Origin of the sequence: Streptomyces sp. NPDC026589, from assembly GCF_040638385.1 — a bacterium.
In the GTDB taxonomy this organism is placed as follows: Bacteria; Actinomycetota; Actinomycetes; order Streptomycetales; family Streptomycetaceae; genus Streptomyces.
Map to the genome: position 1 here is coordinate 175,382 of NZ_JBEZYG010000004.1, position 23,609 is coordinate 198,990.

Consider the following 23,609-nt stretch of genomic DNA (forward strand, 5'->3'; position numbering starts at 1 on the left):
ACGAATGCACGGTGAGGAGCACCCGAGCAGTGCTCCGACCTGTGTGCTGAGGGACCGGAGGGAGCCGGAATGGCAGGGGAACGACGGCGGACGGCCGTGGTCGGGTCCGGAGTGGCGGGACTGACCGCCGCCCACGTTCTCCGGAACGCCCACGAGGTGACGCTGTACGAGGCGGAGGACCGCGTCGGAGGCCACGCCCACACGCATGACCTGACCGCGTCCGACGGCCGGGTGCACCGCGTGGACTCCGGGTTCATCGTGCACAACCGCCGGACCTACCCCCACCTGCTGCGGCTCTTCGACGAACTGGGCGCCGCCACCCAGGAGTCCGAGATGTCGATGTCCGTACGGTGCGAGGGATGCGGCCTCGAGTACGCCGGGGCGCGTGGCCCGGCCGGGCTCTTCGCGCAGCCGCGCTCCGCCGTGCGGGGCCCCTATCTGCGGATGCTCGCCGAGGTGCCGCGCTTCCACCGCGCGGCCCGGGCCCTCCTGGAACTGCCGGAGAGCGGGACGGGCGAGACGGGTGGCACGAGCGGGATGACGCTGGGGGAGTTCGCCCGGCGCGGGCGCTTCTCGCCCTACTTCCACGCCCACTTCCTCACGCCCATGGTCTCCGCCGTCTGGTCCTGCGACCCGGTCACCGCCCTGTGCTACCCGGCCCGCTATCTCTTCCGCTTCCTCGCCCACCACGGCATGCTCGCCGTCGGCGGCTCCCCGGTCTGGCGCACCGTCACCGGCGGCTCGCGCGCCTACGTCGACCTCCTCGTCAAGCAGCTCACCGCCGTGCACATCTCGACCCCGGTACGCGCCATCACCCGGCACGCGGACGGCGTCGAGATCACCACGGAGGACGGCACGAGAACCCCGTACGACTCCGTCGTCATCGCCACCCACCCCGACCAGGCGCTGCGGCTGCTCACCGACCCGACCGACGCCGAGCGCGGCACGCTCGGCGCGTTCCGGTACTCCCGTAACCCGACCCTGCTGCACACCGACACCGCGTTGCTGCCGCGCGCCCGGGGGGCCAGGGCCTCCTGGAACTACCTGATGCCCTCGTGCGCCGCCGACGCCGACCGCGTCACCGTCAGCTACGACATGAACCGGCTCCAGCGGCTCGACGCGCCCGAGACCTTCGTCGTCACGCTGAACGGCTCCGACCGCGTCGACCCCGCCTCCGTACGCGCCCGCATGGTCTACGAGCACCCCGTCTACACACCCGAGTCCGTCGCCGCGCAGGGCCGCCTGCCCGCCCTCTCCGGTCCCGTCACCGCCTACGCGGGGGCGTACCACGGCTGGGGGTTCCACGAGGACGGCTGCCGTTCGGGGGCCGAGGCCGCGGCGGCCCTGGGGGTGAGGTGGTGAACGCCCTCTATCCGTGCACGATCACGCACGTACGGAACCGGCCGACGAGGTACGCGTTCCGGCACCGTACGTATCTCTGGCTCATCGACCCCGACCGGCCGCCCCGGCTGCCCCGCCTCCTGCGACCGCTGGCCCGGTTCGACCCCCGCGACCACTTCGGCGGCACCGCCCCCACCATCCGGGCCGGGCTGGAGCGCTTCCTGCGGGCGCGGGGCGTGGAGCTGGGCGAGGGCACCGTCACCATGCTCACCCAGGCCCGGGTGTTCGGACACGTCTTCAACCCGATCACCGTCTACTGGTGCCACCGGGCCGACGGGAGCCCTCTCTGCGTCGTCGCCGAGGTGCACAACACGTACGGCGGACGGCACGGCTACCTCCTGCGCCCCGACGGGGGCGACCGGGCCGTGGCCGACAAGGAGTTCTACGTCTCGCCGTTCTTCCCCGTGGACGGCGGCTACCGGATGCGGCTGCCCGAGCCCGGGCCCCAGCTCGACCTGAGCATCCATCTGGAGCGCGACGGGGCCCGCCCGTTCACCGCGACCGTACGGGGCGACCGGCGGCCAGCCGGCCCCCGGGAGTTGGTGCGCCTCGCCCTGCGCCACCCGCTGTCCACCCTCCTCGTCTCCGCCGCGATCCGCCTGCACGGCATCCGGCTCTATCTGCGCGGGCTTCCCGTGCAGCCCCGTCCCCCGCACCGCCCACAGGAAGGCATGCAGTGACCGCGCCCACCTCCGCGCCGCCGGCAGAGCACACCCCCGGGACCGACCCGCAACGCTGGCCCGACATCATCGAGCAGCCCCGGGCCTCCCGCGCCCGGACCGCCGTCGCCGAGCGCATCGTCCGCCACGCGCTCGGCCGGCTCCCCCTGCGCGCCCGGCTCGCGGGCAGGGACGCCATAGGCCTCGGCGGGCCGCTCATGGACATCCGCGACCCCGACGCCTTCTTCCGGCGGATCGGCGCGAGCGGACTCATCGGCTTCGGCGAGTCCTACATGGCGGGGGAGTGGGACGCGCCCGACCTGGTCGGCGTGCTGACCGTGCTGGCCGACCACGCCGCCGACCTCGTCCCCCGGCCGCTGCAACGCCTGCGCGGCGTCTGGGCGCTGCGCAGGCCCGCCGCCCAGCTGAACACCCCCGAAGGCTCCCGGGACAACATCAGCCACCACTACGACCTGTCCAACGAGCTGTTCGCCCTCTTCCTCGACGAGACGCTCTCCTACTCCTCCGCCGTGTTCCGCGGCTTCCCCGCCGAACACGACCTGCTGCCCGCCGCCCAGCACCGCAAGATCGACCGGCTGCTCGATGCCGCCGGGGTCACCGAGGGCACCCGCCTCCTGGAGATCGGCACCGGCTGGGGCGAACTGGCCGTCCGCGCGGCCGCCCGCGGCGCCCGGGTCGTCACCGTCACCCTCTCCGCCGAACAGCGCGAACTGGCCCGCGCCCGGATCCGCGACGCCGGGTACGCGGACCGCGTCGAGGTGCGGCTGAGCGACTACCGCCAGGTCACCGGCGACTACGACGCCATCGTCAGCGTGGAGATGGTCGAGGCGGTCGGCGAGGAGTTCTGGCCGGTCTACTTCGAGACCCTGGACCGGCTGCTCGCGCCCGGCGGCCGGATCGCCCTCCAGGCCATCACGATGCCCGACGACCGGCTGCGCGCCAGCCGCTCCACGTACACCTGGATCCAGAAGTACATCTTCCCCGGCGGACTCCTGCCCTCCACCGAAGCCGTGGAGCGGATCACCACCGGCCACACCCGCCTGCGCACCACGCAGCGCATCCGCTTCGGCGCGCACTACGCCGAGACGCTCCGGCTGTGGCGGGAGAGGTTCACCGAGCGGGCGGCCGAGGTCGACGCCCTCGGCTTCGACGCCGTCTTCCGCCGGATGTGGACCTTCTACCTCGCCTACTCCGAAGCGGGCTTCCGCTCCGGCTATCTCGATGTGCAGCAGCTGCTTCTGACCCGCGAGGAGACCGCGTGACCACCACCGCCCCCCAACCCCCCGCCCGGCGCACCCCGACCGGGGCCGCCCAGCGCGTCGAACCGCTGATCGAGCGGTTCCTCGGCGGCCCGCCGCCGGTCCGGGTACGGATGTGGGACGGCAGCGAGACCGGGCCCAGGGACGCTCCCACCGTCCATGTTCGGACCCGCAGAGCGCTGCGCCGCCTGCTGTGGGAGCCGGGCGAACTCGGCCTCGCCGAGGCCTACATCACCGGCGACATCGACCTCGACACCGATCTCGGCGACGGGCTGCGCGCCATGCGCCGCGCCGCTCGCGACCGCGGCCTGACCGCGCCCGCGCCCGCCCTCGCCGACCGGCTCAGGGCGGCGGGCCTCGCCCTGCGGCTCGGCGCGGTCGGTCCCCGGCCACCGGTGCCCGCCGCCCGCGCCGGACTGCGCGGGGCCCTGCACAGCAAGGCCCGGGACCGGGCGGCGATCAGCCACCACTACGACCTGTCCAACGCCTTCTACGCGCTCCTCCTCGACGAGACGATGGCGTACTCCTGCGGATACTGGACCAGCGACGCACCCGGCTACGGCCCGGCCGACGCGCAGCGCGACAAGCTGGAGCTGATCTGCCGCAAGCTCGGACTGCGGCCCGGCGCACGGCTGCTGGACATCGGCTGCGGCTGGGGTTCGCTGACCCTGTACGCGGCCGAGCGCCACGGCGTCCGCGTCACCGCCGTCACCCTCGCCGCCGAACAGGCCGCGTACGTACGGGAGCAGGTCACCGCGCGCGGCCTCGACGATCGCGTCGAGGTGCTGAACATCGACTACCGGGACATCGCGGGGCGGCCGGAGACCCGGGGCGCGTACGACGCGGTGTCCACCATCGAGATGGGCGAGCACGTCGGGGACGCCGAGTACCCGGCGTTCACCGCGATCCTGCACGACGCGCTGCGGCCGAAGGGACGGGCCCTGGTCCAGCAGATGTCCCGGGGGACGACCGCGCCGGGCGGCGGCGCGTTCATCGAGTCGTACATCGCCCCCGACATGCACATGCGGCCGCTCGGTGAGACCGTCGCCCTGCTGGAGGGCGCCGGTCTCGAGGTGCGTGACGTCGAATCGCTGCGCGAGCACTACGTGTGGACGGTGGAGGCCTGGCGGCGCACCCTGGAGGAGCGGTGGGCGGAGTTCGTCGCGCTGGTGGGGGAGGAGACCGCGCGGGTGTGGCGGCTCTACCTCGTCGGCGGCGCGCTCGCGTTCGAGGAACGCCGGATGGGCGTCGACCAGATCCTCTCCGTACGGCCCGACCCGGTCGGCTCCGCCGCGATGCCGCCCACTCGGCGCGACTGGTACGCGCCGGCCGCCCCGGAGGAGAGCTCATGAGCGGCTTCGCCTGGTCCGCGTTCGCGAGCGGCCTCGCGGGCGCGGCCGTCGCCGCGCTCGGCGTCATGCTCGTCACCTTCGCCATCGCCCTGAAGAAGGGCGTGCACCGGATCGTCGACATCGCCTGGGGCATCGGCTTCGCCGCGGTCGCCCTGGTCTCCTACGGCCTGTCGGCGGGCGACGGCGACGACGGCCGGCGGCTCCTGGTCACCGCGCTGACCGTCATCTGGGGGCTGCGCTTGGCCCTCCACATCGGCCGGCGCGGAAGGGGCCACGGGGAGGACCCGCGCTACGCGAAGATGCTGGCCAAGGCCCCCGGCAACCCGAACCTGTACGCCCTGCGCAAGGTGTATCTCCTCCAGGGGGCGCTGGTCTGGCTGGTCTCGCTCCCGGTGCAGGCCGCGCACTACCTCACCGCGCCGCTCGCCTGGTGGGCCTGGGCGGGGGCACTCCTGTGGGCGGTCGGCCTCGCCTTCGAGGCGATCGGCGACGCGCAGCTCGCCCGGTTCAAGGCCGACCCCGCCAACCAGGGGAAGATCATGGACCGGGGGCTCTGGTCCTGGACCCGCCACCCGAACTACTTCGGTGACTTCTGCGTCTGGTGGGGCCTCTTCCTCTTCGTCTGCCAGGCCCCCGCCGCCGCTGCCGCCACCGTCGTCGCCCCGCTGGTGATGAGCTTCCTGCTGACCAAGGGCAGCGGCGCGGCCCTGCTGGAGCGCCATATGGCCGATCGCCCCGGGTTCGACGCCTACGTGGCGCGGACGAGCGGCTTCTTCCCCCGGCCGCCGCGCCGGGTCTGACAGCCGAAGAGGCCTGTCCCGCGTCTCCCCGGGCCGGGTCTGACAGCCGAAGAGGCCCGTCCCGCGTCTCCGCGGGACGGGCCTCTTCGCGTCGTGGCCGTCGTCCGGTCAGTCCAGGCCCCGGGCGCGTTCGAAGCGGGCCCGGGCCTCGGCCAGGTCCACCACCGGGTCCGGGTAGTCCAGGCCCGCCCGGTCCAGGCCCTGAAGCTTCCAGGGCTCGTGGATCGCGGCCCCCTCCAGCTCCGCCAGCTCCGGCACCCAGCGCCGTGCGTAGGCGCCGCGCGGATCGAAGCGCTTGCCCTGGATCACCGGGTTGAGCACCCGGTTGGGCCGGGTGTCCGTGCCGGTGCCCGCCACCCACTGCCAGTTGAGCTGGTTGTTCGCCAGGTCGCCGTCGACCAGCAGGTCCAGGAAATGCCGGGCGCCCACCCGCCAGTCCACGTACAGCGTCTTGGTGAGGAAACTCGCGGCCAGCATCCGGCCCCGGTTGTGCATCCAGCCCTCGTGCGCGAGCTGCCGCATCGCCGCGTCCACCAGCGGATATCCCGTACGCCCGGACTTCCAGGCGTCGATCTCGTCCTCGTCGGAGCGCCAGCGGTCCCGGCGCGGCCGGTAGTCGGACCAGGAGGCGTCGGGGCGGGCCGCGAGGACCTGGTGGTGGAAGTCGCGCCAGGCCAGTTGCCGCACGAACGCCTCGCCGCCGGGCCCGCCCTTCTCCCGGGCGCGGTGGACCAGTTCGGCGGCGGAGACCGTACCGAAGTGGAGATGAGGGGAGAGCCGGGACGTCGCGTCGCCGGCCAGGTCGTCGTGGCCGTCCTCGTAGTCGGCCATCGGCCCGTTCAGCCAGGCCGTCACCAGCTTGCGGCCCGCCTCCTCGCCGCCCCGGGCGAGGCCGGGGGAGAGGTTCTCGACGGTTTCCCGGTCCGGGAGCGGGTCGCTCGCCACACCGTCCGGCACCCGCACCGAGCGGGGAGCGGTCAGTGTGCCCCGTACTCCCTCCGCCTCCCAACGGCGGAAGTACGGGGTGAACACCGCGAAGTGGTCCTTGCCGCCCGTCGGGACCACCCGGCCCGGAGCGAGCGCGGTGACCACCGCGTCATGGACGCGCAGCTCGCCGCCGGTGCCCGTCAGGGCCTCCCGGATCCGTTGCTCGCGCCGCGTCGCGTACCCGCTGACCCCGGCGGCGACGTGCACGGCGGCCGCCCCGGTCTCCTCGGCCACCCGCCTCACCGCCTCGGCCACCTCGCCCCGGCGGACGACCAGCCGGCCGCCCCGGTGGCGGAGTCCGGTGTCCAGGGCGGCCAGACAGTCGGCGAGGAACGCCAGCCGGTTGGGCGCGTCGAACCCGGCGCGGTGGACGGCGTCGTCCCGGACGAACAACGGGACGACCTCGTCCGCGTCCCGCAGGGCGGCACGCAGCACCGGGTTGTCGTGCAGCCGCAGATCGGAGGTGAACAGCACCACCGCGACACTCATGGAACGGACGCTCCCTTGCATGGTTCGTGGGTGAGTGGGCAGGTGAGCGGTCAGGCTGTCGGGAAGTTCATCAACGCCACCGGGGACGAGGTCGGTTCGTCGGAGCCTCCGGCGGGTTCGACCGTGATGCCCATCCCGGACGCCCGGTCCACCGGCCCGTCCAGCAGGACCGCGTCGTCGCTCGCCTGCGGATCCATCAGACCGGCCGGGCGCATCGTGCCCTCGTCGTTGAACCAGAGCTGGTAGACCTTGCCGCTCGGCGGCCGGTCCATCCCCGAGGCCAGGAACACGGCACGGTTCTGGCTCCGCGAGACGACGACGGTGCCGTGTGCGCCGCCCGTCAGCTCACTCGACGTGGTCTTCGCGTCTGGGGCCGAGAGCACCTGGGCCAGCTGCTCGTTCTGCCGCTGCGCCTGGTTCGCCTCCTGCCGCGCGTCCTGCGCCACCTGGTTCTGCCAGACCGCGACCCCGCCGAACGCGGCGGCCGCGGCGACGCAGGCGGCGAGCGCGTAGGAGTACCACCGGCCGGTGCGTCCGCCCCCGCCGGTCCGTGCCCGTCTGCCGGGCGCCGGAGCCTCCTGGCGTACGGTCGTGATCTCCCGCAGCACCCGGTCGCGCAGCTCGCGCGGCGGGGTCTCGGCGACGGCGAGGCCGAGCCGGGCGGCGGTGGCCGACAGCTCCCGCACCTCCTGGGTGCAGGCCTCGCAGTCCTCCAGGTGCCGCTCGAACGCCTGCCGTTCGGAGTCCGGCAGTGCGTGCAGGGCATAGGCACCGGTCAGCGTGTGCAGTTCGGCCGTGCTCATGCGCTCACCCCCAGGCAGTCGCGCAGGCGGATGAGGCCGTCGCGGAGTCGTGTCTTGATGGTGCCCAGCGGCACGGCGAGCAGCTCGGAGACCTCACGGTAGGTCAGGCCCCGGTAGTAGGCCAGGGTCACCGACTCGCGTTGCAGCTCGGACAGGGTGCGCATACAGCGCCGTACCTGTTCTCTCTCCAACCGGGTCTCGACCTGTTCGGACACCTCGTCGAAGGCGGGCGTCCGGTCCAGCAGCGCCGCCTTGTGCTCCCGGGCGGCGGCGGCCTCCGCCGAGCGGACCCGGTCGACGGCCCGGTGGTGGGCCACGGTCAGCACCCAGTTCATCGCGCTGCCCCGGGACGCCCGGAAACGGGGCGCGGTGCGCCACACCTCCACCAGCACCTCCTGCGCCACCTCCTCCGACTGGGCCGGATCGCGGAGCACGCTGCGCACCAGGCCGAGCACGGGCCCGCTCACCGCGTCGTACACCGAGGCGAACGCGTCCTGGTCGCCCCGCGCGACCCGCACCAGGAGCTCCTGGAGGTCGGGGCCGGGCGAGGGCACCCCACTGATGTGTACGGCTTCCTTCACGCGGGTTTCCTCCCGGGACGATCGTCGCTTCCGGCAGTGATTCGGAGCCGACGGCCGTACGGATTGGTCGGATGCCCGCGATCTTCGCAGACCGGGCCCCGGGAGGACGCGACTCAGCCGGTGGGCGTTTCGCGCCGTCGCAGGCGGACGGCGCGGACGGCGAGGAAGATCACCAGCCCGAACGGCGACAGCAGGATCGTCAGGACCAGCAGCGGCCCCATCAGCAGCGGCGAGAGCCCCAGCTTCCGGCTCTGGAGGTACATCCACTGACCGAGCAGCAGGTCCCAGGCGAGCACCTGCGCCCAGATGGTCCCCGCGCCGCCGGCCAGCGCCGTCAGATCACGGAACGCGTCGATGTCCGGGCTGCTCACCGCCGTCCAGAGCTCCGGGAACACCGGCACGGCCATGACGACGTAGACGGCGAGCACGGGCAGCACGGTCAGCGGTGAGGCGGCGACGCGGGCGGTGCCGGACCAGGTGGGGGCGAAGATCATCAGCAGCCAGAACGGGGCGGCCAGATAGAACGTGATCTCGAACAGTGCGCCGGTCATGCCACGGGCTCCCTGTCGTCGGCGGTGTTGGAGGAGGGGTGGTGCGGGGCGGCCGTGCGCAGCGCGCTCCAGGTTCCGCACGCCACCGCCGCGAGGACGGCTCCGGCGGCGGCCAGCGTGGCGCCGTCCGGGTGGATCAGCGGCTGTCCCCGGAGCGCCTGCCAGGTGATGAGCGCGACGAGCGCCGCGTAGCCGGCCACGGCGACCCGCACGAGACGCAGCCGCACCCCGGCGTCGCGCAGCGGGGCGAAGCGGGGCGCGAGGAGCACCAGGACGATCACGAGGAGCGGCAGCAGTTGGAGGGCGTGCATGCCCACGAAGTGCGGGGCCCGCAGATCGCCGCCGGTCGTCGACCAGCCGGTCAGCGGCATGGCCGGGCCGCCGTCCGGTACGCCCACGGAGTGCGCGCCGACGATGTCGGCGGTGTTGAGGTTCCCCGCCGCCCGCTGGCTCTCGCTCGGCAGCGGCATCAGGAAACCGAGGGCCGCACCGGCCAGGGCGATCAGCAGCCCGCCCCGGACGGCCAGGGCCGTCGCCCGGTCGGCGAGGCGGGTGCGCAGCAGCAGGACGGCTATCACCAGAGTGGCCGCCCACAGGACGACGATGGTCACCCCCATCGCGTCCCACAGCACCGCGTCGAACGTGGTCGCGAAATTGAAGTGGCTGCGTCGGCCCCGGACGACCTGCACCGTGATCAGCACCATCTCGGTCAGACTCGTCAGGGCGACGACGTGCCCGGCCCACCGACCGGTCCGCCGCCCCCGGGTGAGACGGGCCAGCATCCAGGCCAGGGTCAGGCCGTACGCGGCGAAGGACACGGCGAACTTGAACGGCTTCGCCCAGATCGGCGCCCCCACCAGGACCCGGTCGTCGACCACGAGGCCGACGGCGGAAACGAGGGCCATGACGGCCATCGCGGCGGAGAAGACGACTAACGGGCGATGCCAGGAACGCCATGACGACATGAGAGACCCCCTGTGTTGATGCGATTAACAGTGGATAGCTGCACTGTCTGCTATCCGATAGAGGGACTATCTATGATGAGGTCGGTTTCTGGCAAGGGCGAAAGGGCGAACACGCGGTGCGCATCGGTGAGTTGAGTCGCAGGTCCGGGGTCCCGGTGCCGACGATCAAGTACTACCTACGGGAAGGGCTGCTGCCCGCAGGGGAGCTGACCAGCCCGAATCAGGCCCACTACGGCCCCGGGCACGAGCGTCGGCTGCGCCTGATCAGGGCGCTTCTGGATGTGGGCGGCCTCTCGCTCGCCGGTATCGGCGAGGTCCTGGAGGTCATGGACGACCCCGAACAGCCGGTGCACAAGGTCCTCGGCATCGCGGCGGACGGCGTCACCCCGGCAGGCGGGGGGGAGGCGGGGCCGGAGCTGGAGGAGGCGCGGGAGGAGGTGGCCGAGCTGCTGCTGCGGCGGGGCTGGCACGTCGACGAGCGGTGTTCCGCCGCCGAATCACTGGCGGGGGTGCTGGCCGCGCTGCGCAGGGCCGGGCACGGCGGATACATCGGCCTGCTGGACGTCTACGCGGATGCCGCCGAGCCGCTCGCCCGCGCCGACCTCGACTACGTACAGCGGCGGGTGGCCCGCGAGGACCTGGTCGAGAGCGTCGTCGTGGGCACCGTCCTCGGCGAGGCGATGTTCGGCGCGCTGCGGAGGCTGGCGCACATCGATGTGTCCTTCCGCCGCTTCGAGTCCCCGCAGAACCTCTCGGGGCCGGTCGATCGGGAGGACTCCCGCGCCACGGAAGAGGGTGCGGGCGGGGAGTGGGGCGCCGGGGCCGGGGGCGGTGGTGCGGAGCCGGGCCCTGCGGGCTGACCCAGGCGCGGGCCCGGTGTGCCGCCCGGCGGGTGCGGTGCGGAGCCGGGCGCCATGGGCTGACCCGGTGCGGGCGGGCTCCGGTGTGCGGCCCGGCGGGTGCGTTGCGGTGTGTGTGGGCGGCCCCGCCGCGGCCGCCCACGCGTCGGGCCCCCCGAAGCGCGGGCCCTGTCCGCCGCAGATAAGGCGGGCAGGGCCCGGTGGTCCGTTACGGCGGGCAGGGCCCGGTGGCCCGTTACGGCGGACAGGGCCCGGTGGTCCGTTCGGCAGGGTCGCCCGGTGCGGCCCGGCAGGGGGCGGCCGACGTCGGGGCGGGTGCTACGGAGCGGTCGTGCCGCTCTCCTGCTCGCGCTCCACCTGCTCGTTCCACTCACGCTTGACGGCACGCCAGGCGTCGTCGTTCTGGCCGAGACGCCAGTAACCCGAGATCGAGAGCCGCGCCAGCGGGATCTGCCGCTCCACGCGCAGATACCGGCGGATCTCCTTCACGAAGCCCGCCTCCCCGTGCACGAAGGCCTGGATCTCGCCCTCCGGGAAGTCCAGCCCCTTCACGGCGGCGGTCAGCAGCTCGCCGACGGGCCGGTCGCCACGGTGCAGCCAGGTCACGGACACGCCGTCGGGCGTCACGATCTTCTGCTCCTCGGAGGCGTCCGACACCTCCACGAAGGCGTGCACCAGCGCACCCGACGGCATCTGCTCCAGCGCCGCCGCGATCGCCGGCAGCGCGCTCTCGTCGCCGACCAGCAGGTGCCAGTCCGCCGACGCCTCGGGACCGTAACCGCCGCCGGGGCCGAGGAAGGTCACCTGCTCGCCCACCCGGGCCCGCTGCGCCCACGGTCCCGCGAGTCCCGCGTCGCCGTGCACGACGAAGTCGACGGCCATCTCCCGGGCGACCGGGTCCCACGAGCGCACCGTGTACGTACGGGTGGTGGGCCACAGCTCACGCGGGTATCCCTCCCGGATCGCGGCCATGTCGAACGGGTGCGCGTAGTCGGCGCCCTCGGGCGCGAAGCACAGTTTGATGTAGTGGTCGGTGAAGCCGGAGAGGGCGAAGTCCGCGAGCCCTTCGCCGCCGAGGACCACCCGGACCATGTGCGGGGTGATCTGCTCGGTGCGCACGACCTGCGCCCCCTGAGCCGTGGGTCCCTGCCGCGCCGGCCGCTCTGCCACGAGGTACTCCCTGGTTCGAAAATGCGAGCTTAGGTATGCCTAAGTTAACACCTCAGTGCTGAAGGGTGGTCAGGAGCCGCTGAAGCGCTCCGCCCAGCCCCCACTGCTCCGCCAGCGCCTCCAGGGCGGCAGGGTCGCCCGGCTCGCGGGGCAGCGCCGGGTCGAAGTCGGGCAGGGGAACGTCCCCGGCCACCCGGACCACCTTCGGCGCGACGGCCACATAGGCGCGCGACTCGTCAAGCCGCTTGCGCTGCGAGGGCGTCAGCTTCGCCTTCGGATCGTCCACCGCCGCCATGATCCCGGCGAGATCGCCGTACGCGTCCAGCAGCTTCGCCGCCGTCTTCTCGCCGATGCCGGGGACGCCCGGGAGCCCGTCGCTCGGGTCGCCGCGGAGCAGCGCCAGGTCGACGTAGCCCGCGCCGTCCACGCCGTACTTCTCGCGGAGCCAGGCCTCGTCGGTCACCTGAAGGGTGCCGACGCCCTTGAGCGGGTAGAGCACGCGCACCTGACGGGCGTCGTCGACCAGCTGATACAGATCGCGGTCGCCGGTGACGATGTCCACCGGCCCGGTCGCCCGCCCCGCGAGGGTGCCGATGACGTCGTCCGCCTCGTACGGCGTGACGCCGACCCGGGCGATCCCGAGCGCCGCCAGCACGTCCTCGATGATCGGGACCTGCGGGGACAGGGTGTCGGGGATCTCCTCCTCGTCCGTCTGTCCGGCGGGCGTCTCCTCGGCGACCCGGTGCGCCTTGTACGTCGGGATCAGGTCGACCCGCCACTGCGGGCGCCAGTCGTTGTCCCAGCAGGCGACCAGATCGTCCGGCCGGTGGTCCTGCACCAGGCGGCCGATGAAGTCGAGGAGTCCTCGCACGGCGTTCACCGGCGTACCGTCCGGCGCGCGCACCGAATCGGGTACGCCGAAGTAGGCGCGGAAGTAGAGGGAGGCGGTGTCGAGGAGCATCAGGCGTCGCGTCACAGACCCGATGATGCCCCACCGCACCCACAGTCGCTCCGGGTAACCGCTTACTGTCGCTCCGTCGCAGGTCGGTGACGTGGGTCACTGTTGTGTTTGGGCTGTGTAAGCGAGGGCAGGCGCGCCACCGGAGCGAACCACGTCGCATTTTCAACTAGTGCATGTGCCACGCGGACAGAACCCGCACCGCTCCACGGTCTGCCGGAGGGGGTGGCAGACCGTTTTTCGGTTCAACGCGTGAGGTGTATGTGTCCAGGCTGCAAGCCGAGCACTTGTACAAAGTCTTCGGAAGACGACCCGATGAAGCCGTGCGGAAGCTCGAGAACGGCTCCGACCGCGACGAGTTGCGCGCCGAGGGAACGACCGCAGCGGTGATCGACGCCTCGTTCACCGTGGAGCCGGGGCAGATCTTCGTCGTCATGGGGTTGTCCGGCTCGGGCAAGTCCACCCTGCTGCGCATGCTCAACGGTCTGCTCGACCCCACCGCGGGCCGGGTGCTCTTCGACGGCCAGGACCTGACCGCCCTGAGCCCCCGCGAGCTGCGGCACGTCCGCTCCACCAAGATCAGCATGGTGTTCCAGCACTTCGCGCTCTTCCCCCACCGGAGCGTCCTGGAGAACGCCGCGTACGGCCTGGAGGTCCAGGGCGTGCCGCGCGAGGAACGTGAGGTCCGCGCCACCGAGGCGCTGCGGATGACCGGCCTCGAAGGCTGGGAGAAGTCCTGGCCCGACGAGCTGTCCGGCGGTATGCAGCAGCGCGTGGGCCTCGCCCGCGCGCTGGCCACCGACGCCGACCTGCTGCTCATGGACGAGTCGTTCAGCGCGCTCGACCCGCTGATCCGCCGTGACATGCAGGACCAGCTGCTGGAGCTCCAGAAGCGCCTGAAGAAGACCATCGTCTTCATCACCCACGACCTCAACGAGGCCATGCGCCTGGGCGACCGGATCGCCGTCATGCGCGACGGGGAGATCGTCCAGCTCGGCACCGCCGAGGACATCCTCGTCACCCCGGCCAACGACTACGTCGCCTCCTTCACCCAGGACGTCGACCGCTCCCGGGTCCTCACCGCGGGCGCGATCATGGCCGAGGCCCACACCGTGATGGGCACGAAGGCGGCGGACGGCAAGGAGCTGCGCACCCCGCAGGACGTGCTGGCCGCGGCCCCCGCCACGGTCCCCGAGTCCACGCCGATCATCGACCTGTTCACGCCCTGCTCGCAGAGCTCGAACCCGGTCGCCGTGACCGACGCCAAGGGCAAGCTCGTCGGCGTCGTCCCCAGCTCCCGGCTGCTCGCCGTCCTCGGTGAGCCGATGACCCCGGCCGAGCCCCCTCGCGACACCGAACCCGCGGCAGCGGACGGCGCGAAGAAGGTGGCCAGTGTTTAGGCTCCCCCTCGGCGAATGGGTCGACTCCGCGGTCGACTGGCTGCAGACCCACCTCGCCTGGCTCTTCGACGCCATCAGCTCCATCGTCAGCGGCATGTTCGACGGCATAGCCGCCGTCCTGTCCGCCCCCGCACCGCTGCTCCTCGCGGGCATCGTCGCCGTCATCGCCTGGTGGCTGCGCGGCCTGCCCGCGGCGCTGCTCACCTTCGTCGGGTTCGCCCTCATCGACTCCGTCGAACTGTGGGACGAAGCGATGGACACCCTCACCCTGGTGCTCGTCGCGACCCTGGTCACCCTGGTCATCGCGGTGCCGCTGGGCATCTGGGCCTCCCGGTCCAGGACGGTCAGCGCGATCACCCGGCCGGTCCTGGACTTCATGCAGACCATGCCCGCCATGGTCTACCTGATCCCCGGCGTCATCTTCTTCGGCGTCGGCGTGGTCCCCGGCATCATCGCCACCATCATCTTCGCCCTGCCCCCGGGCGTCCGGATGACCGAACTCGGCATCCGCCAGGTCGACGGCGAACTCGTCGAGGCGGCCGAGGCCTTCGGCACCACCTCGCGCAACACCCTGCTGCGCGTCCAGCTGCCGCTCGCCCTGCCCACGATCATGGCCGGCATCAACCAGGTCATCATGCTCGGCCTGTCCATGGTCGTCATCGCGGGCATGGTCGGCGGCGGCGGCCTCGGCGGCTCCGTCTACCGCGCCATCGGCAACGTCGACGTCGGCCTCGGTTTCGAGGCGGGCATCTCCATCGTCATCCTCGCCATGTACCTGGACCGGATGACCGGCGCGCTCGGCACCGAGGTCTCCCCGCTGGGCCGCCGCGCGGTCGCCAAGGCCCAGGCCATGGCCGAGGGCTGGAAGATCTGGACCTACCGTCCGCAGCCCCGCATCGCGGCCGTCGGCATCGTCGTCCTCGCGCTCGTCGCGGGCAGCATGAGCATGTTCGGCGGCTCGAAGGACGACACCGCCGGCCAGGTCGCGCGGATCGGCGACGGCAAGAAGGTCAGCATCGGCTACATCCCGTGGGACGAGGGCATCGCCTCCACCTTCCTCTGGAAGGAGATGCTGGAGCAGCGCGGCTTCGAGGTCGACGTCAAGCAGTACGAGGCCGGCGCGCTGTACACCGGTATGGCCAACGGGCAGATCGACTTCCAGACCGACTCGTGGCTGCCGGTCACCCACGCCAGCTACTGGGCGAAGTACAAGGACCGCCTGGAAGACCTCGGAGCGTGGTACGCCCCGACCTCGCTGGAGCTCGCCGTCCCCGCGTACATGAAGGACGTCCAGACCATGGACGACCTCAAGGGCCGGGCCTCCGAGTTCAAGGGCCGGATCGTCGGCATCGAGCCGAGCGCCGGCGAGATGGGCCTGCTCAAGGACAAGCTGCTGCCGGGCTACGGCCTGGACAAGGAGTACAAGCTCATCGACGGCTCCACGCCGTCCATGCTGGCCGAGCTGAAGCGCGCGTACGCCAAGAAGGAGCCGATCGTGGTTCCGCTCTGGTCGCCGCACTGGGCGTACAACGAGTACGACCTCACCAAGCTGAAGGACCCCAAGGGTCTCTGGGGCAAGGGAGACGGCGTCCACACCCTGGCGCGCAAGGGCTTCTCCGCCGAGAACCCCGTGGTCAGCAAGTGGCTCAAGGACTTCAGGATGAGCGAGAAGCAGCTCACCAGCCTTGAGGCCCAGATCCAGAAGTCCGGCTCCGGCAAGGAGCAGGAAGCCGTCCGCACCTGGCTGAAGGACAACCCGGGCGTCGCCGACAAGTGGTCCCCGGTCCCGAAGGACGCCAAGGCCGACGGCGGCAAGGACGAGCGTGACCGCGCCGTCGAGGTCGCCTGGTTCCCCTGGGAGGAGGACATCGCCGCCACGTACCTGTGGAAGGCGGTGCTGGAGGAGCGCGGCTACAAGATCAACCTCAAGCAGTTCGAGGTCGGTCCGATGTACGCCGCGATGTCACGCGGCCAGATCGACGTGCAGTTCGACGGCTGGCTGCCGTACACCCAGAAGAATTACTGGGACAAGTACGGCGACAAGCTGACCGACCTCGGCTCCTGGTACGGGCCGACCTCCATCGAGGTCGCCGTCCCCGACTACGTCAAGGACGTCAAGACCCTCGACGACCTCAAGGGCAAGGGCTCCGACTTCAAGGGCCGGATCATCGGCATCGAGCCCGGCACGGCCACCATGGAGAACCTCAAGAAGAACGTCCTGCCGAGTTACGGCCTGGACAAGGAGTACGAGGTCCTCGACTCCTCCACGCCCGGCATGCTGGCCGAGCTGAAGCGCGCGTACGCCAAGAAGGAGCCCGTCGCGGTCCTGCTGTGGACCCCGCACTGGGCGTACAACGAGTACGGCATGACCAAGCTGAAGGACCCGAAGAAGGCGTTCGGTGAGGGCGACCGCCTGCACACCATCGCCTCCAAGGAGTTCCCGAAGCAGTACCCGCAGCTGACGAAGTGGTTCAAGGACTTCAAGCTCACCGAGAAGCAGCTCGGCGGCCTGGAGAACGAGATCCAGAAGCGCGGCGTGGGTCACGAGGAGGAAGCCGTGAAGGCCTGGATGGACGACAACCCGGGCATCGCGGACACCATGGCGCCCCAGTAAGGGCCCACGGGCACGAAAGCAGCAGGTCGTGAGGGGTGGCCCCCGCCTTCGGGCGGGGCCGCCCCTTCCGGCTGCCCGGGGGCGTTTACCGGACGTCGTGCGCAACCATGTGCGTAAGGTGCTGGCAACCGGGAGGATGGCGGAGGCGGGAGGGAGCCGGGACATGGACGACAAGGACACACCGCGGGTGGGCGCCGCCGTCCGCCGACGGCGCAGAACCCTGGGACTCACACTGGCCGCGGTCGCCTCGCGGAGCGGCCTCTCCGTGCCCTTCCTCAGCCAGATCGAGAACGAGCGCGCCCGCCCCAGCGCCCGCTCCCTCGACCGGGTCGCCGAGGCGCTGGAGACCACCACCGGGCGTCTGCGGGCCGCCGCCGACTCCGCGCGCGCCGTCGACGTCGTCCGGGCCGAGGGGGGCGAGGGCGTACGCCGCCTGGTGCGCGGCCGGCACCAGCTCAGCGCCCTGGAGTTCACCGGCGAACCGGACCTCGGCCGTGAGTTCCAGCACCGCAACGACGAACTGATGTACGTCGTCGAGGGCGCCGTGGACGTCGAGGCCGAGGGCCAGGTCCACCGCCTGGAGCACGGCGACACCCTGTTCCTCTCCGGCGGGGTCCGCCACCGCTGGCGCGCCACCGTGCCCGGCACCCGGCTGCTGGTCGTCGCGGTGGCCGAACACATCGACGCCACGTTCGACTCGCGCCGCTGACCCCGTACGCGGTCCGCCCGGCGGCGAGTCCGTACGGGGCCGAGTGCGTATGGGGCAGAGCCCGTGCGGGGCGAGTCCGTACGATGCCGAGCCCGTGCGGGGCTGAGTCCGTACGATGCTGAGCCCGTGCGGGGCCGAGTCCGTCCCGTGGCGGGCCCCGCCCGGTGGCGAGTCCGCCCGGTGGCGAGTCCGCCCGGTGGCGAGCCCCGCCCCCTCCTCCTCTTCCTCCGCGAAAGGCCCGTCCGTGCGCGTCGTCTCCCTGGTCCCCTCGCTCACCGAGGCCGTCGCCCACACCGCACCCGGGCTGCTGGTCGGGGTCACCGACTGGTGCACGCACCCCGCGGATCTCACCGCCGCCCGCGTCGGCGGCACGAAGAACCCGGACGTGGCGGCGATCACCGCCCTCGCCCCCGACCTCGTGATCGCCAACGAGGAGGAGAACCGGGCCCCCGACCTCAACGCGCTCCGGGCCGCCGGGCTCGACGTCCTGGTCACCGAGGTCCGCACCCTGGATCAGGCACTCGCCGAACTGCACCGTGTCCTCGTCGACGGCTGCGGGCTCGCCCGGCCTCGCTGGCTGGATACGGCCGAAGCCGCCTGGGCCGCCCTGCCCGCACCCTCCGGAAGCCCGCGCCCCGCCGCCGTACCGATCTGGCGGAGGCCCTGGATGGTTCTCGGCCACGACACCTTCGCGGGCGACCTCCTCGCCCGCCTCGGCGTCCGCAACGTGTACGCCGACCACGCCGAGCGCTACCCGCGCATCCCGCTCGACGAGCTGAACGCCTCCGGGGCCGAGCTGATCGTGCTGCCCGACGAGCCCTACCGCTTCACCGCGGACGACGGGCCCGAGGCCTTCCCCGCCCTGCCCGCCGCACTCGTCGACGGGCGGCTGCTCACGTGGTACGGGCCGTCGCTGGCCGAGGCGGCACGGGCGCTGCCGTCAGCGCTCCGCTGAGCACCCCGAGCGCCGTCCGCGTCCCGGCCGCCGCCCAGGCCACCACCAGGAGGACGTACAGCCCCACCGCCAGCCAGGTCAGCGCGTCGAGCCCGGTGTGCCGCGCCAGACCGGCCGCGCCCGTCACACACGTGCCGACGGGGAAGGTGAACGCCCACCACGTCATCGCGAACCCCATGCCGTTCCGGGCGGCCCGCACCACCATCGCGGTCGCCAGGGCCAGCCACAGCAGCGCGAAGCCCATCACCGGCACCCCGTACAGCACGGCGAACGCGCCGAACGCGGAGGCGTAGGGAGCCCCGACCGCCCCCGGGGCGACGTCGGCCAGCTGGTTGACGGCGGTCGTCGACTGCCCGAGCGGACCCAGCACCAGAAAGAGCGTCGGGGTCAACGCGAGCGGCAGCGGACCGTGGTGGACAAGCCGGGAGAAGACCAGCGGCAGCACGACCAGCGTGGCCAGCAGCGACAGGCCGAACATCGCGTAGCAGGCCAGCAACAGCGCCTCGCGCCCCTGTCCAGCGGCGACGTGGGGCACCAGCAGCGCGCCCTGCGAGGCCGACACCATCGGGGCGACCAGCGGCAGCAGCCACACCGGCGACGCGGTTCCCGGCGCGGGGCGGTGGCGTACGACCATCAGATACGGCACCACGACAGCGGCCACCAGACCGACCGCCGTACCCGCCACGAACAGCACCACGTCCACCGCGAGCGCCGCCCGCGCGCCCACCACGTCCTGGCCCACCGTCAGCGTGGCCCCGCCGACGGCCAGCAACGCCATCGACAGACAGCCGTAGAACGGGGCGACGGCCGGGTCCAGCAGATGGGCGCGGGCCTGGTCGCGGTGGCGGAGCCAGTGCCCGGCACGAGCGGCGAGGACGGCCAGCAGCAGCACGGCCGACAGCGCCCACACCACGGTGCACGCGGCCCGCAGCCCGGGAACGTCCCCCGGAAGCGTCGCGCCGGCGCTCGCGACGATCGCGGTGCCCATGACACTCGCGTACCAGTTGGGGCCGATGTGCCGGAGGGACGGCAGCCGCGTCGCGTCCCCGGGCGCCTCCGCCGGGCGGGTCGGAAGCGCGGCGGGCGGCGACGGTGCGGCGGTCCGGGTCACCGGAAAGATGGTCATGCCACGATTCTTCGCGGCCGGGCCCCCGCCCACCAGGGACCCCGTTCCTATGAGGTCATAAGCTGGCTTTATGACCGGCGACGACCCACACGCACCCCACGTTTCCCTCTCCCACCGGGTCCCCGACCTCGGGGCGCTGCAACTGCTGCTCGCCGTCGCCCGGCACGGCAGCCTCGGACGGGCCGCCCGGGACGTCGGCATCACCCAGCCCGCCGCCTCCAGCCGCGTCCGGTCCATGGAGCGCCAGCTCGGCGTCGCCCTCCTGGACCGCTCCCCGCGCGGCTCCCGGCTCACAGACGCGGGCGCGCTGGTCACCGACTGGGCCCGCCGGGTCGTCGAGGCGGCGGAGGCCTTCGACGCCGGCGCCCAGGCGCTGCGCGACCGCCGCGACTCCCGGCTGCGGGTCGCCGCCAGCATGACGATCGCCGAGTACCTGCTGCCGGGCTGGCTGATCGCGCTGCGCGGCGAGCGGCCGGACACCGCGGTCTCGCTCCTCGTCGGCAACTCGGCGGCCGTCGCCCGCCGCCTGGTCACCGGCGAGGCCGACCTCGGCTTCGTCGAGGGCCTGTCGATACCGGAGGGCCTCGACGGCACCGTCATCGCCCACGACCGCCTCGTCGTCGTGGTCGCCCCCAGCCACCCCTGGGCCCGCCGCCGCACCCCGCTGCTGCCCGGCGAACTCGCCGCCACCCCGCTGATCCTGCGCGAACACGGCTCCGGCACCCGCCAGGTCCTGGACGCGGCGCTCGCCGTGCACGGCGGACTGGCCCAGCCCCTGCTGGAGCTCTCCTCGACCACGGCGGTCAAGGGCGCGGCGGAGAGCGGCGCGGGACCCTGCGTCCTGAGCGAACTGGCCCTCGGCGAGGAGCTGTCGTCCCGCCGCCTCGTCAAGGTCCCCATCGCGGGCGTACGGCTGCGACGCCAACTGCGCGCGGTCTGGCCCGGGGGCCACCGCCCCACCGGCCCCGCCCGCGATCTGCTGTCCCTGACCGGCCGCGACGCCTGACCCCGCGAACCCTCCGAACCCCGGCCGCCGTGTCGGAGCCGGACCCTAGAGTGGGGGCATGAGCTACGCGACGCCGCCCGGCTGGTATCCGGACACGGGCGCGCCCGGCTTCGAGCGCTGGTGGGACGGTACGGCCTGGACCGCGCACACCCGCCGGTCCGACGCTGCCCACGCCGCACCGGAACAGCCGCCCGCACCCGTGGCGTTCGGCCCGCCGTCGCTTCCGCTCCCGCGCCGGCGCGGCCCCCGGGGCGCGGTCGGCGGCGGCAGCCGGACGAAGGTCCTGGCGATCACGCTCTCCGGGGTGCTGGTCCTGGGCGCGGCCGTCGCCGGGGCCGTGCTGCTCGGGCGCGACGAGGGCGGTACACCCGCGGCTCCGACGACGACCGCCTCGCCCCAGGCCCCGGTCACCGCCCCCACGGCCACCGCCTCCTCCGCCGAGCCGGCCCAGGACTCCGACCCGGACGAGGACCCCACTGTCCTCGTCGACCAGCTCAACGGGGTCACCCTGCCGGTGCCCGAGGGCTGGGAGAAGCCGGAGAGCACTTCCGACGACGCCGCCACCATCCGCACCGAGCAGTCCTACGACTGCCCCGGAGGCGCGGCGTTCTGCTACCACGGCACGGTCACCACCCGCACCGCCCGGGGCGGCGAGACCGACGTCAGAGCCCTGGCCGAGGCCGACATCGTCACCGCGGCCGACAAGGCCTACGAGGAGGACAACCTCGGCCGGCGCACCCACGGCGGCATCACGTCCCACAAGGTGCTCAAGACGCAGGAGCTGACCGTCGCCGGCCGCACCGGCTACCTGGTGCGCTGGCAGGTCACCACCGGCAAGGGGCCCGGAGGGTACGTGCAGTCCCTGGTCTTCCCCTCCACGGTCGGCGCCGGGACACCGGTGATCGTCCGGTTCGCCTTCGACGCCGGGGCACCCGGCCTGCCGCTGTCCCTGATGGACACCATCACCCGGGGCATCCGCCCGCTCGGCGACAGCGCGACGAGTGGTGGAGTGGGCGCGTCCATCGGCCCCTGAAGCCCGCATCGCCCGGGGCCCGAGGTCAGAGGAAGGTCTGTCCCTCGCCCCGGTACGTCGGAACGCTCGCCGTGACCCGGTCGCCCTCGACCAGGTGCAGCGCGTCGAAGCGCTCGCACAGTTCCCCGGCCTTGGCGTGCCGGAACCACACCTTGTCGCCGATCAGCAGGTCGTCGGCGGGGGAGCCCCGCAGCGGCGTCTGTACCTCGCCCGCGCCCTCCTGCGCGTCGTAGCGCAGCCCCTCCGGCAGATACGGCACCGGCGAGCGGTCGGCGCCGGCCGGGCCGGACGCCGGATAGCCGCCCCCGAGCACCGTCACCACGCCGACGCCGGGCCGGCGCACCACGGGCTGTGCGAACAGGGCCGCCGGCCGGCCGGTGAACGACGTGTAGTTGTCGAAGAGCCGGGGCATGTACAGCCCCGAACCGGCCGCGATCTCCGTCACCGCGGCCTCGACCGCCGTGTGCTGCACACTGCCGGTCCCGCCGCCGTTGACGAACTCCAGCTCCGGTGCGACCGCGCGGACCGTCCGGACCACCTCGGCCCGGCGCACCGCCAGCTCCTTGCGGGCGGTCGACTGCATCAGCCGGATCGCCCGGGACAGCAGCGGCCGCCCCGCCAGCGCGTCGCCGACCCCGGCGACATGCCCCTCGTACGCCATCAGCCCCACCAGCCGGAAGCCCGGCCTGCGGACCACCGAGCGGGCCAGCTCGGCGAGTTGCGCGGGGGAGCGCAGGGGGGAGCGCAGCGCCCCGATCCGGACCCGGCCGCCCAGCATCCGCAGGGAGGTGTCCAGCTCAAGGCAGACCCGGATCTCCTCCCGGCCGCCCGCCCGGGAGGCGTCGATCAGCTCCAACTGGGCGTGGTCGTCGACCATCACGGTCACGGCCCCGGCGAGCTTGGGATCGGCCGCCAGCTCGGCGAACGCGGACCGGTCGGCCGACGGGTAGGCCAGCAGGACGTCGTCGAATCCGGCCCGCGCGAGCCACAGCGACTCCGCCAGCGTGTACGACATGATCCCGGCGAACCCGGGACGCGCGAGCACCCGCTCCAGCAGGGCCCGGCACCGCACCGACTTGCTCGCCACCCGGACCGGTTTCCCGGCCGCCCGCCGCACCAGATCGTCCGCGTTGGCGTCCAACGCCTCAAGATCGACGATCGCGATCGGGGCGTCGAGATGGGCGGTGGCTCGGTTGTAGCGGGTCCGGTCAGCCGCGCGGGCAGTCATGGCCGCAGCTTGCCAGAGAGGTGCTACGGCTGGGTAGGGGGGTGATCGCGACAGATCGTCCGCCGACCGGGGCGTCCCGTTCCCCGCCGCCCGCCCGCAGCCCGTAGAGTGACGTGCACGCGAGCACCAACGGGCCTGTCAGCGGCGGTGATCCGTGGTCGGTACGAGGACGTGTATGCGGGGGGCCGGATGAGTACCGAAGCGCAGCGCGCCCCTGTGCCGCCCCGCCCGACCACCCCTCCCACGACCCCGACCACCCCTCCCACGACCCCGGCCGCCCCTCCCACACCCCCGGCACCCGCTTCCACGCCCACGCCCGCCTCACGGACCGCGCCGCCTCAGCAGGTTCGGCCGACGGTGATTCCGCAGACGGCTCAGGCGGCACCGGCCCACCCGCCGGCTCCGGCCCCGCAGGAAGCGTCTCCGGCCCCGGCGGCTGCTCCGGCCCCGCAGGAAGCGTCTCCGGCCCCGGCGGCTGCTCCGGCCCAGCACCCCTCGCCGCCCCGCCCGGCAGCACCGGCCCAGCAGGCCCCGCCGATGCGTCCGGCCGCGCCGGCCGCGCCGGACCCGAAGGCCCCGCCGGCCCGCTTCACCCTGGCGGCCCGTGCCGTCCCACCAGCCCGTCCGGCCGCACCGGCAGCCCCCGCCCCGGCCCCTTCCGCCCGGGCGGTCCCGCAGGCCG

At 72.9% G+C, this 23,609-nt stretch carries 21 protein-coding genes; 12 read left to right on the top strand and 9 right to left on the bottom strand.

The features are described 5' to 3' along the window. The first annotated feature begins 69 nt into the window (after window positions 1-69). Genes AB0F29_RS08910 through AB0F29_RS08930 form a run of 5 tightly spaced genes read left to right on the top strand, consistent with a single transcriptional unit; the run spans window position 70 to window position 5,492 of the window. A complete protein-coding gene (locus AB0F29_RS08910; protein ID WP_361869096.1) occupies window positions 70-1,362 on the top strand; it encodes an FAD-dependent oxidoreductase in 1,293 nt (430 codons plus the stop codon). Continuing rightward, window positions 1,356-2,081, top strand: a complete 726-nt coding sequence (locus tag AB0F29_RS08915) for a DUF1365 domain-containing protein (protein WP_361869098.1) — start codon at window positions 1,356-1,358, stop codon at window positions 2,079-2,081. The genes AB0F29_RS08910 and AB0F29_RS08915 overlap by 7 nt, the downstream gene beginning before the upstream one ends. Continuing rightward, window positions 2,078-3,343, top strand: coding sequence for a cyclopropane-fatty-acyl-phospholipid synthase family protein (locus tag AB0F29_RS08920; protein ID WP_361869101.1), 1,266 nt, complete (start codon window positions 2,078-2,080; stop codon window positions 3,341-3,343). Before AB0F29_RS08915 ends, AB0F29_RS08920 begins: the two co-directional genes overlap by 4 nt. Next, on the top strand, window positions 3,340-4,692 hold the full coding sequence (locus AB0F29_RS08925; RefSeq protein ID WP_361869104.1) for a cyclopropane-fatty-acyl-phospholipid synthase family protein: 1,353 nt from the start codon (window positions 3,340-3,342) through the stop codon (window positions 4,690-4,692). The genes AB0F29_RS08920 and AB0F29_RS08925 overlap by 4 nt, the downstream gene beginning before the upstream one ends. Next, window positions 4,689-5,492 carry a DUF1295 domain-containing protein gene (locus tag AB0F29_RS08930; protein WP_361869107.1) on the top strand — a complete coding sequence of 268 codons (804 nt, stop codon included), beginning with the start codon at window positions 4,689-4,691 and terminating at the stop codon, window positions 5,490-5,492. Before AB0F29_RS08925 ends, AB0F29_RS08930 begins: the two co-directional genes overlap by 4 nt. 108 nt (window positions 5,493-5,600) lie before the next feature. Here AB0F29_RS08930 and AB0F29_RS08935 read toward each other — a convergent pair whose 3' ends face one another. The 5 genes from AB0F29_RS08935 to AB0F29_RS08955 form a co-directional block, all read right to left on the bottom strand. Next, entirely contained in the window at window positions 5,601-6,968 is a 1,368-nt protein-coding gene (locus AB0F29_RS08935) for a deoxyribodipyrimidine photo-lyase (RefSeq protein WP_361869110.1), read from the bottom strand. A gap of 50 nt (window positions 6,969-7,018) precedes the next feature. After that, window positions 7,019-7,771: an anti-sigma factor gene (locus tag AB0F29_RS08940; RefSeq protein WP_361869112.1), complete on the bottom strand. Its 753-nt coding sequence runs from the start codon at window positions 7,769-7,771 to the stop codon at window positions 7,019-7,021. Beyond that, the gene (locus AB0F29_RS08945; protein WP_018959502.1) at window positions 7,768-8,352 is read right to left on the bottom strand and encodes a sigma-70 family RNA polymerase sigma factor; all 585 of its coding nucleotides are present in this window, start codon (window positions 8,350-8,352) and stop codon (window positions 7,768-7,770) included. The genes AB0F29_RS08940 and AB0F29_RS08945 overlap by 4 nt, the downstream gene beginning before the upstream one ends. A 113-nt stretch (window positions 8,353-8,465) precedes the next feature. After that, window positions 8,466-8,903, bottom strand: a complete 438-nt coding sequence (locus AB0F29_RS08950) for an ABA4-like family protein (RefSeq protein WP_361869115.1) — start codon at window positions 8,901-8,903, stop codon at window positions 8,466-8,468. After that, the gene (locus tag AB0F29_RS08955) at window positions 8,900-9,868 is read right to left on the bottom strand and encodes a hypothetical protein (RefSeq protein ID WP_361869118.1); all 969 of its coding nucleotides are present in this window, start codon (window positions 9,866-9,868) and stop codon (window positions 8,900-8,902) included. The genes AB0F29_RS08950 and AB0F29_RS08955 overlap by 4 nt, the downstream gene beginning before the upstream one ends. Before the next feature lie 116 nt (window positions 9,869-9,984). Between AB0F29_RS08955 and AB0F29_RS08960 the strand changes: the two genes are divergently transcribed. Next, window positions 9,985-10,728, top strand: coding sequence for a MerR family transcriptional regulator (locus AB0F29_RS08960; RefSeq protein ID WP_361869121.1), 744 nt, complete (start codon window positions 9,985-9,987; stop codon window positions 10,726-10,728). Between the two features lie 318 nt (window positions 10,729-11,046). Here AB0F29_RS08960 and AB0F29_RS08965 read toward each other — a convergent pair whose 3' ends face one another. After that, window positions 11,047-11,898 (bottom strand): siderophore-interacting protein, encoded by an 852-nt coding sequence (locus tag AB0F29_RS08965; protein WP_361869123.1) that lies wholly within the window; start codon window positions 11,896-11,898, stop codon window positions 11,047-11,049. A gap of 52 nt (window positions 11,899-11,950) precedes the next feature. Continuing rightward, complete coding sequence (locus AB0F29_RS08970; protein ID WP_361869554.1) at window positions 11,951-12,859, bottom strand: 5'-3' exonuclease; 909 nt, start codon at window positions 12,857-12,859, stop codon at window positions 11,951-11,953. 260 nt (window positions 12,860-13,119) lie between these two features. Between AB0F29_RS08970 and AB0F29_RS08975 the strand changes: the two genes are divergently transcribed. From AB0F29_RS08975 to AB0F29_RS08990, 4 genes are all read left to right on the top strand, one after another. Further along, the gene (locus AB0F29_RS08975; RefSeq protein WP_361869126.1) at window positions 13,120-14,256 is read left to right on the top strand and encodes a glycine betaine/L-proline ABC transporter ATP-binding protein; all 1,137 of its coding nucleotides are present in this window, start codon (window positions 13,120-13,122) and stop codon (window positions 14,254-14,256) included. Then, on the top strand, window positions 14,249-16,870 hold the full coding sequence (locus AB0F29_RS08980) for an ABC transporter permease/substrate binding protein (protein WP_361869129.1): 2,622 nt from the start codon (window positions 14,249-14,251) through the stop codon (window positions 16,868-16,870). Before AB0F29_RS08975 ends, AB0F29_RS08980 begins: the two co-directional genes overlap by 8 nt. 163 nt (window positions 16,871-17,033) lie before the next feature. Further along, on the top strand, window positions 17,034-17,579 hold the full coding sequence (locus tag AB0F29_RS08985) for a helix-turn-helix domain-containing protein (RefSeq protein ID WP_265602545.1): 546 nt from the start codon (window positions 17,034-17,036) through the stop codon (window positions 17,577-17,579). Between the two features lie 244 nt (window positions 17,580-17,823). Further along, complete coding sequence (locus AB0F29_RS08990) at window positions 17,824-18,534, top strand: helical backbone metal receptor (protein WP_361869133.1); 711 nt, start codon at window positions 17,824-17,826, stop codon at window positions 18,532-18,534. Here AB0F29_RS08990 and AB0F29_RS08995 read toward each other — a convergent pair. Continuing rightward, window positions 18,473-19,660 carry a TDT family transporter gene (locus tag AB0F29_RS08995; protein WP_361869136.1) on the bottom strand — a complete coding sequence of 396 codons (1,188 nt, stop codon included), beginning with the start codon at window positions 19,658-19,660 and terminating at the stop codon, window positions 18,473-18,475. The two genes, AB0F29_RS08990 and AB0F29_RS08995, sit on opposite strands and share 62 nt — an antisense overlap. 70 nt (window positions 19,661-19,730) lie before the next feature. Between AB0F29_RS08995 and AB0F29_RS09000 the strand changes: the two genes are divergently transcribed. Then, window positions 19,731-20,666 carry a LysR family transcriptional regulator gene (locus tag AB0F29_RS09000; RefSeq protein WP_361869139.1) on the top strand — a complete coding sequence of 312 codons (936 nt, stop codon included), beginning with the start codon at window positions 19,731-19,733 and terminating at the stop codon, window positions 20,664-20,666. 58 nt (window positions 20,667-20,724) lie between these two features. Further along, window positions 20,725-21,699 carry a DUF2510 domain-containing protein gene (locus AB0F29_RS09005; protein WP_361869142.1) on the top strand — a complete coding sequence of 325 codons (975 nt, stop codon included), beginning with the start codon at window positions 20,725-20,727 and terminating at the stop codon, window positions 21,697-21,699. A gap of 25 nt (window positions 21,700-21,724) precedes the next feature. Here AB0F29_RS09005 and AB0F29_RS09010 read toward each other — a convergent pair whose 3' ends face one another. Further along, window positions 21,725-22,927 carry an amino acid deaminase/aldolase gene (locus AB0F29_RS09010; protein ID WP_361869145.1) on the bottom strand — a complete coding sequence of 401 codons (1,203 nt, stop codon included), beginning with the start codon at window positions 22,925-22,927 and terminating at the stop codon, window positions 21,725-21,727. Between the last annotated feature and the right edge of the window lie 682 nt (window positions 22,928-23,609).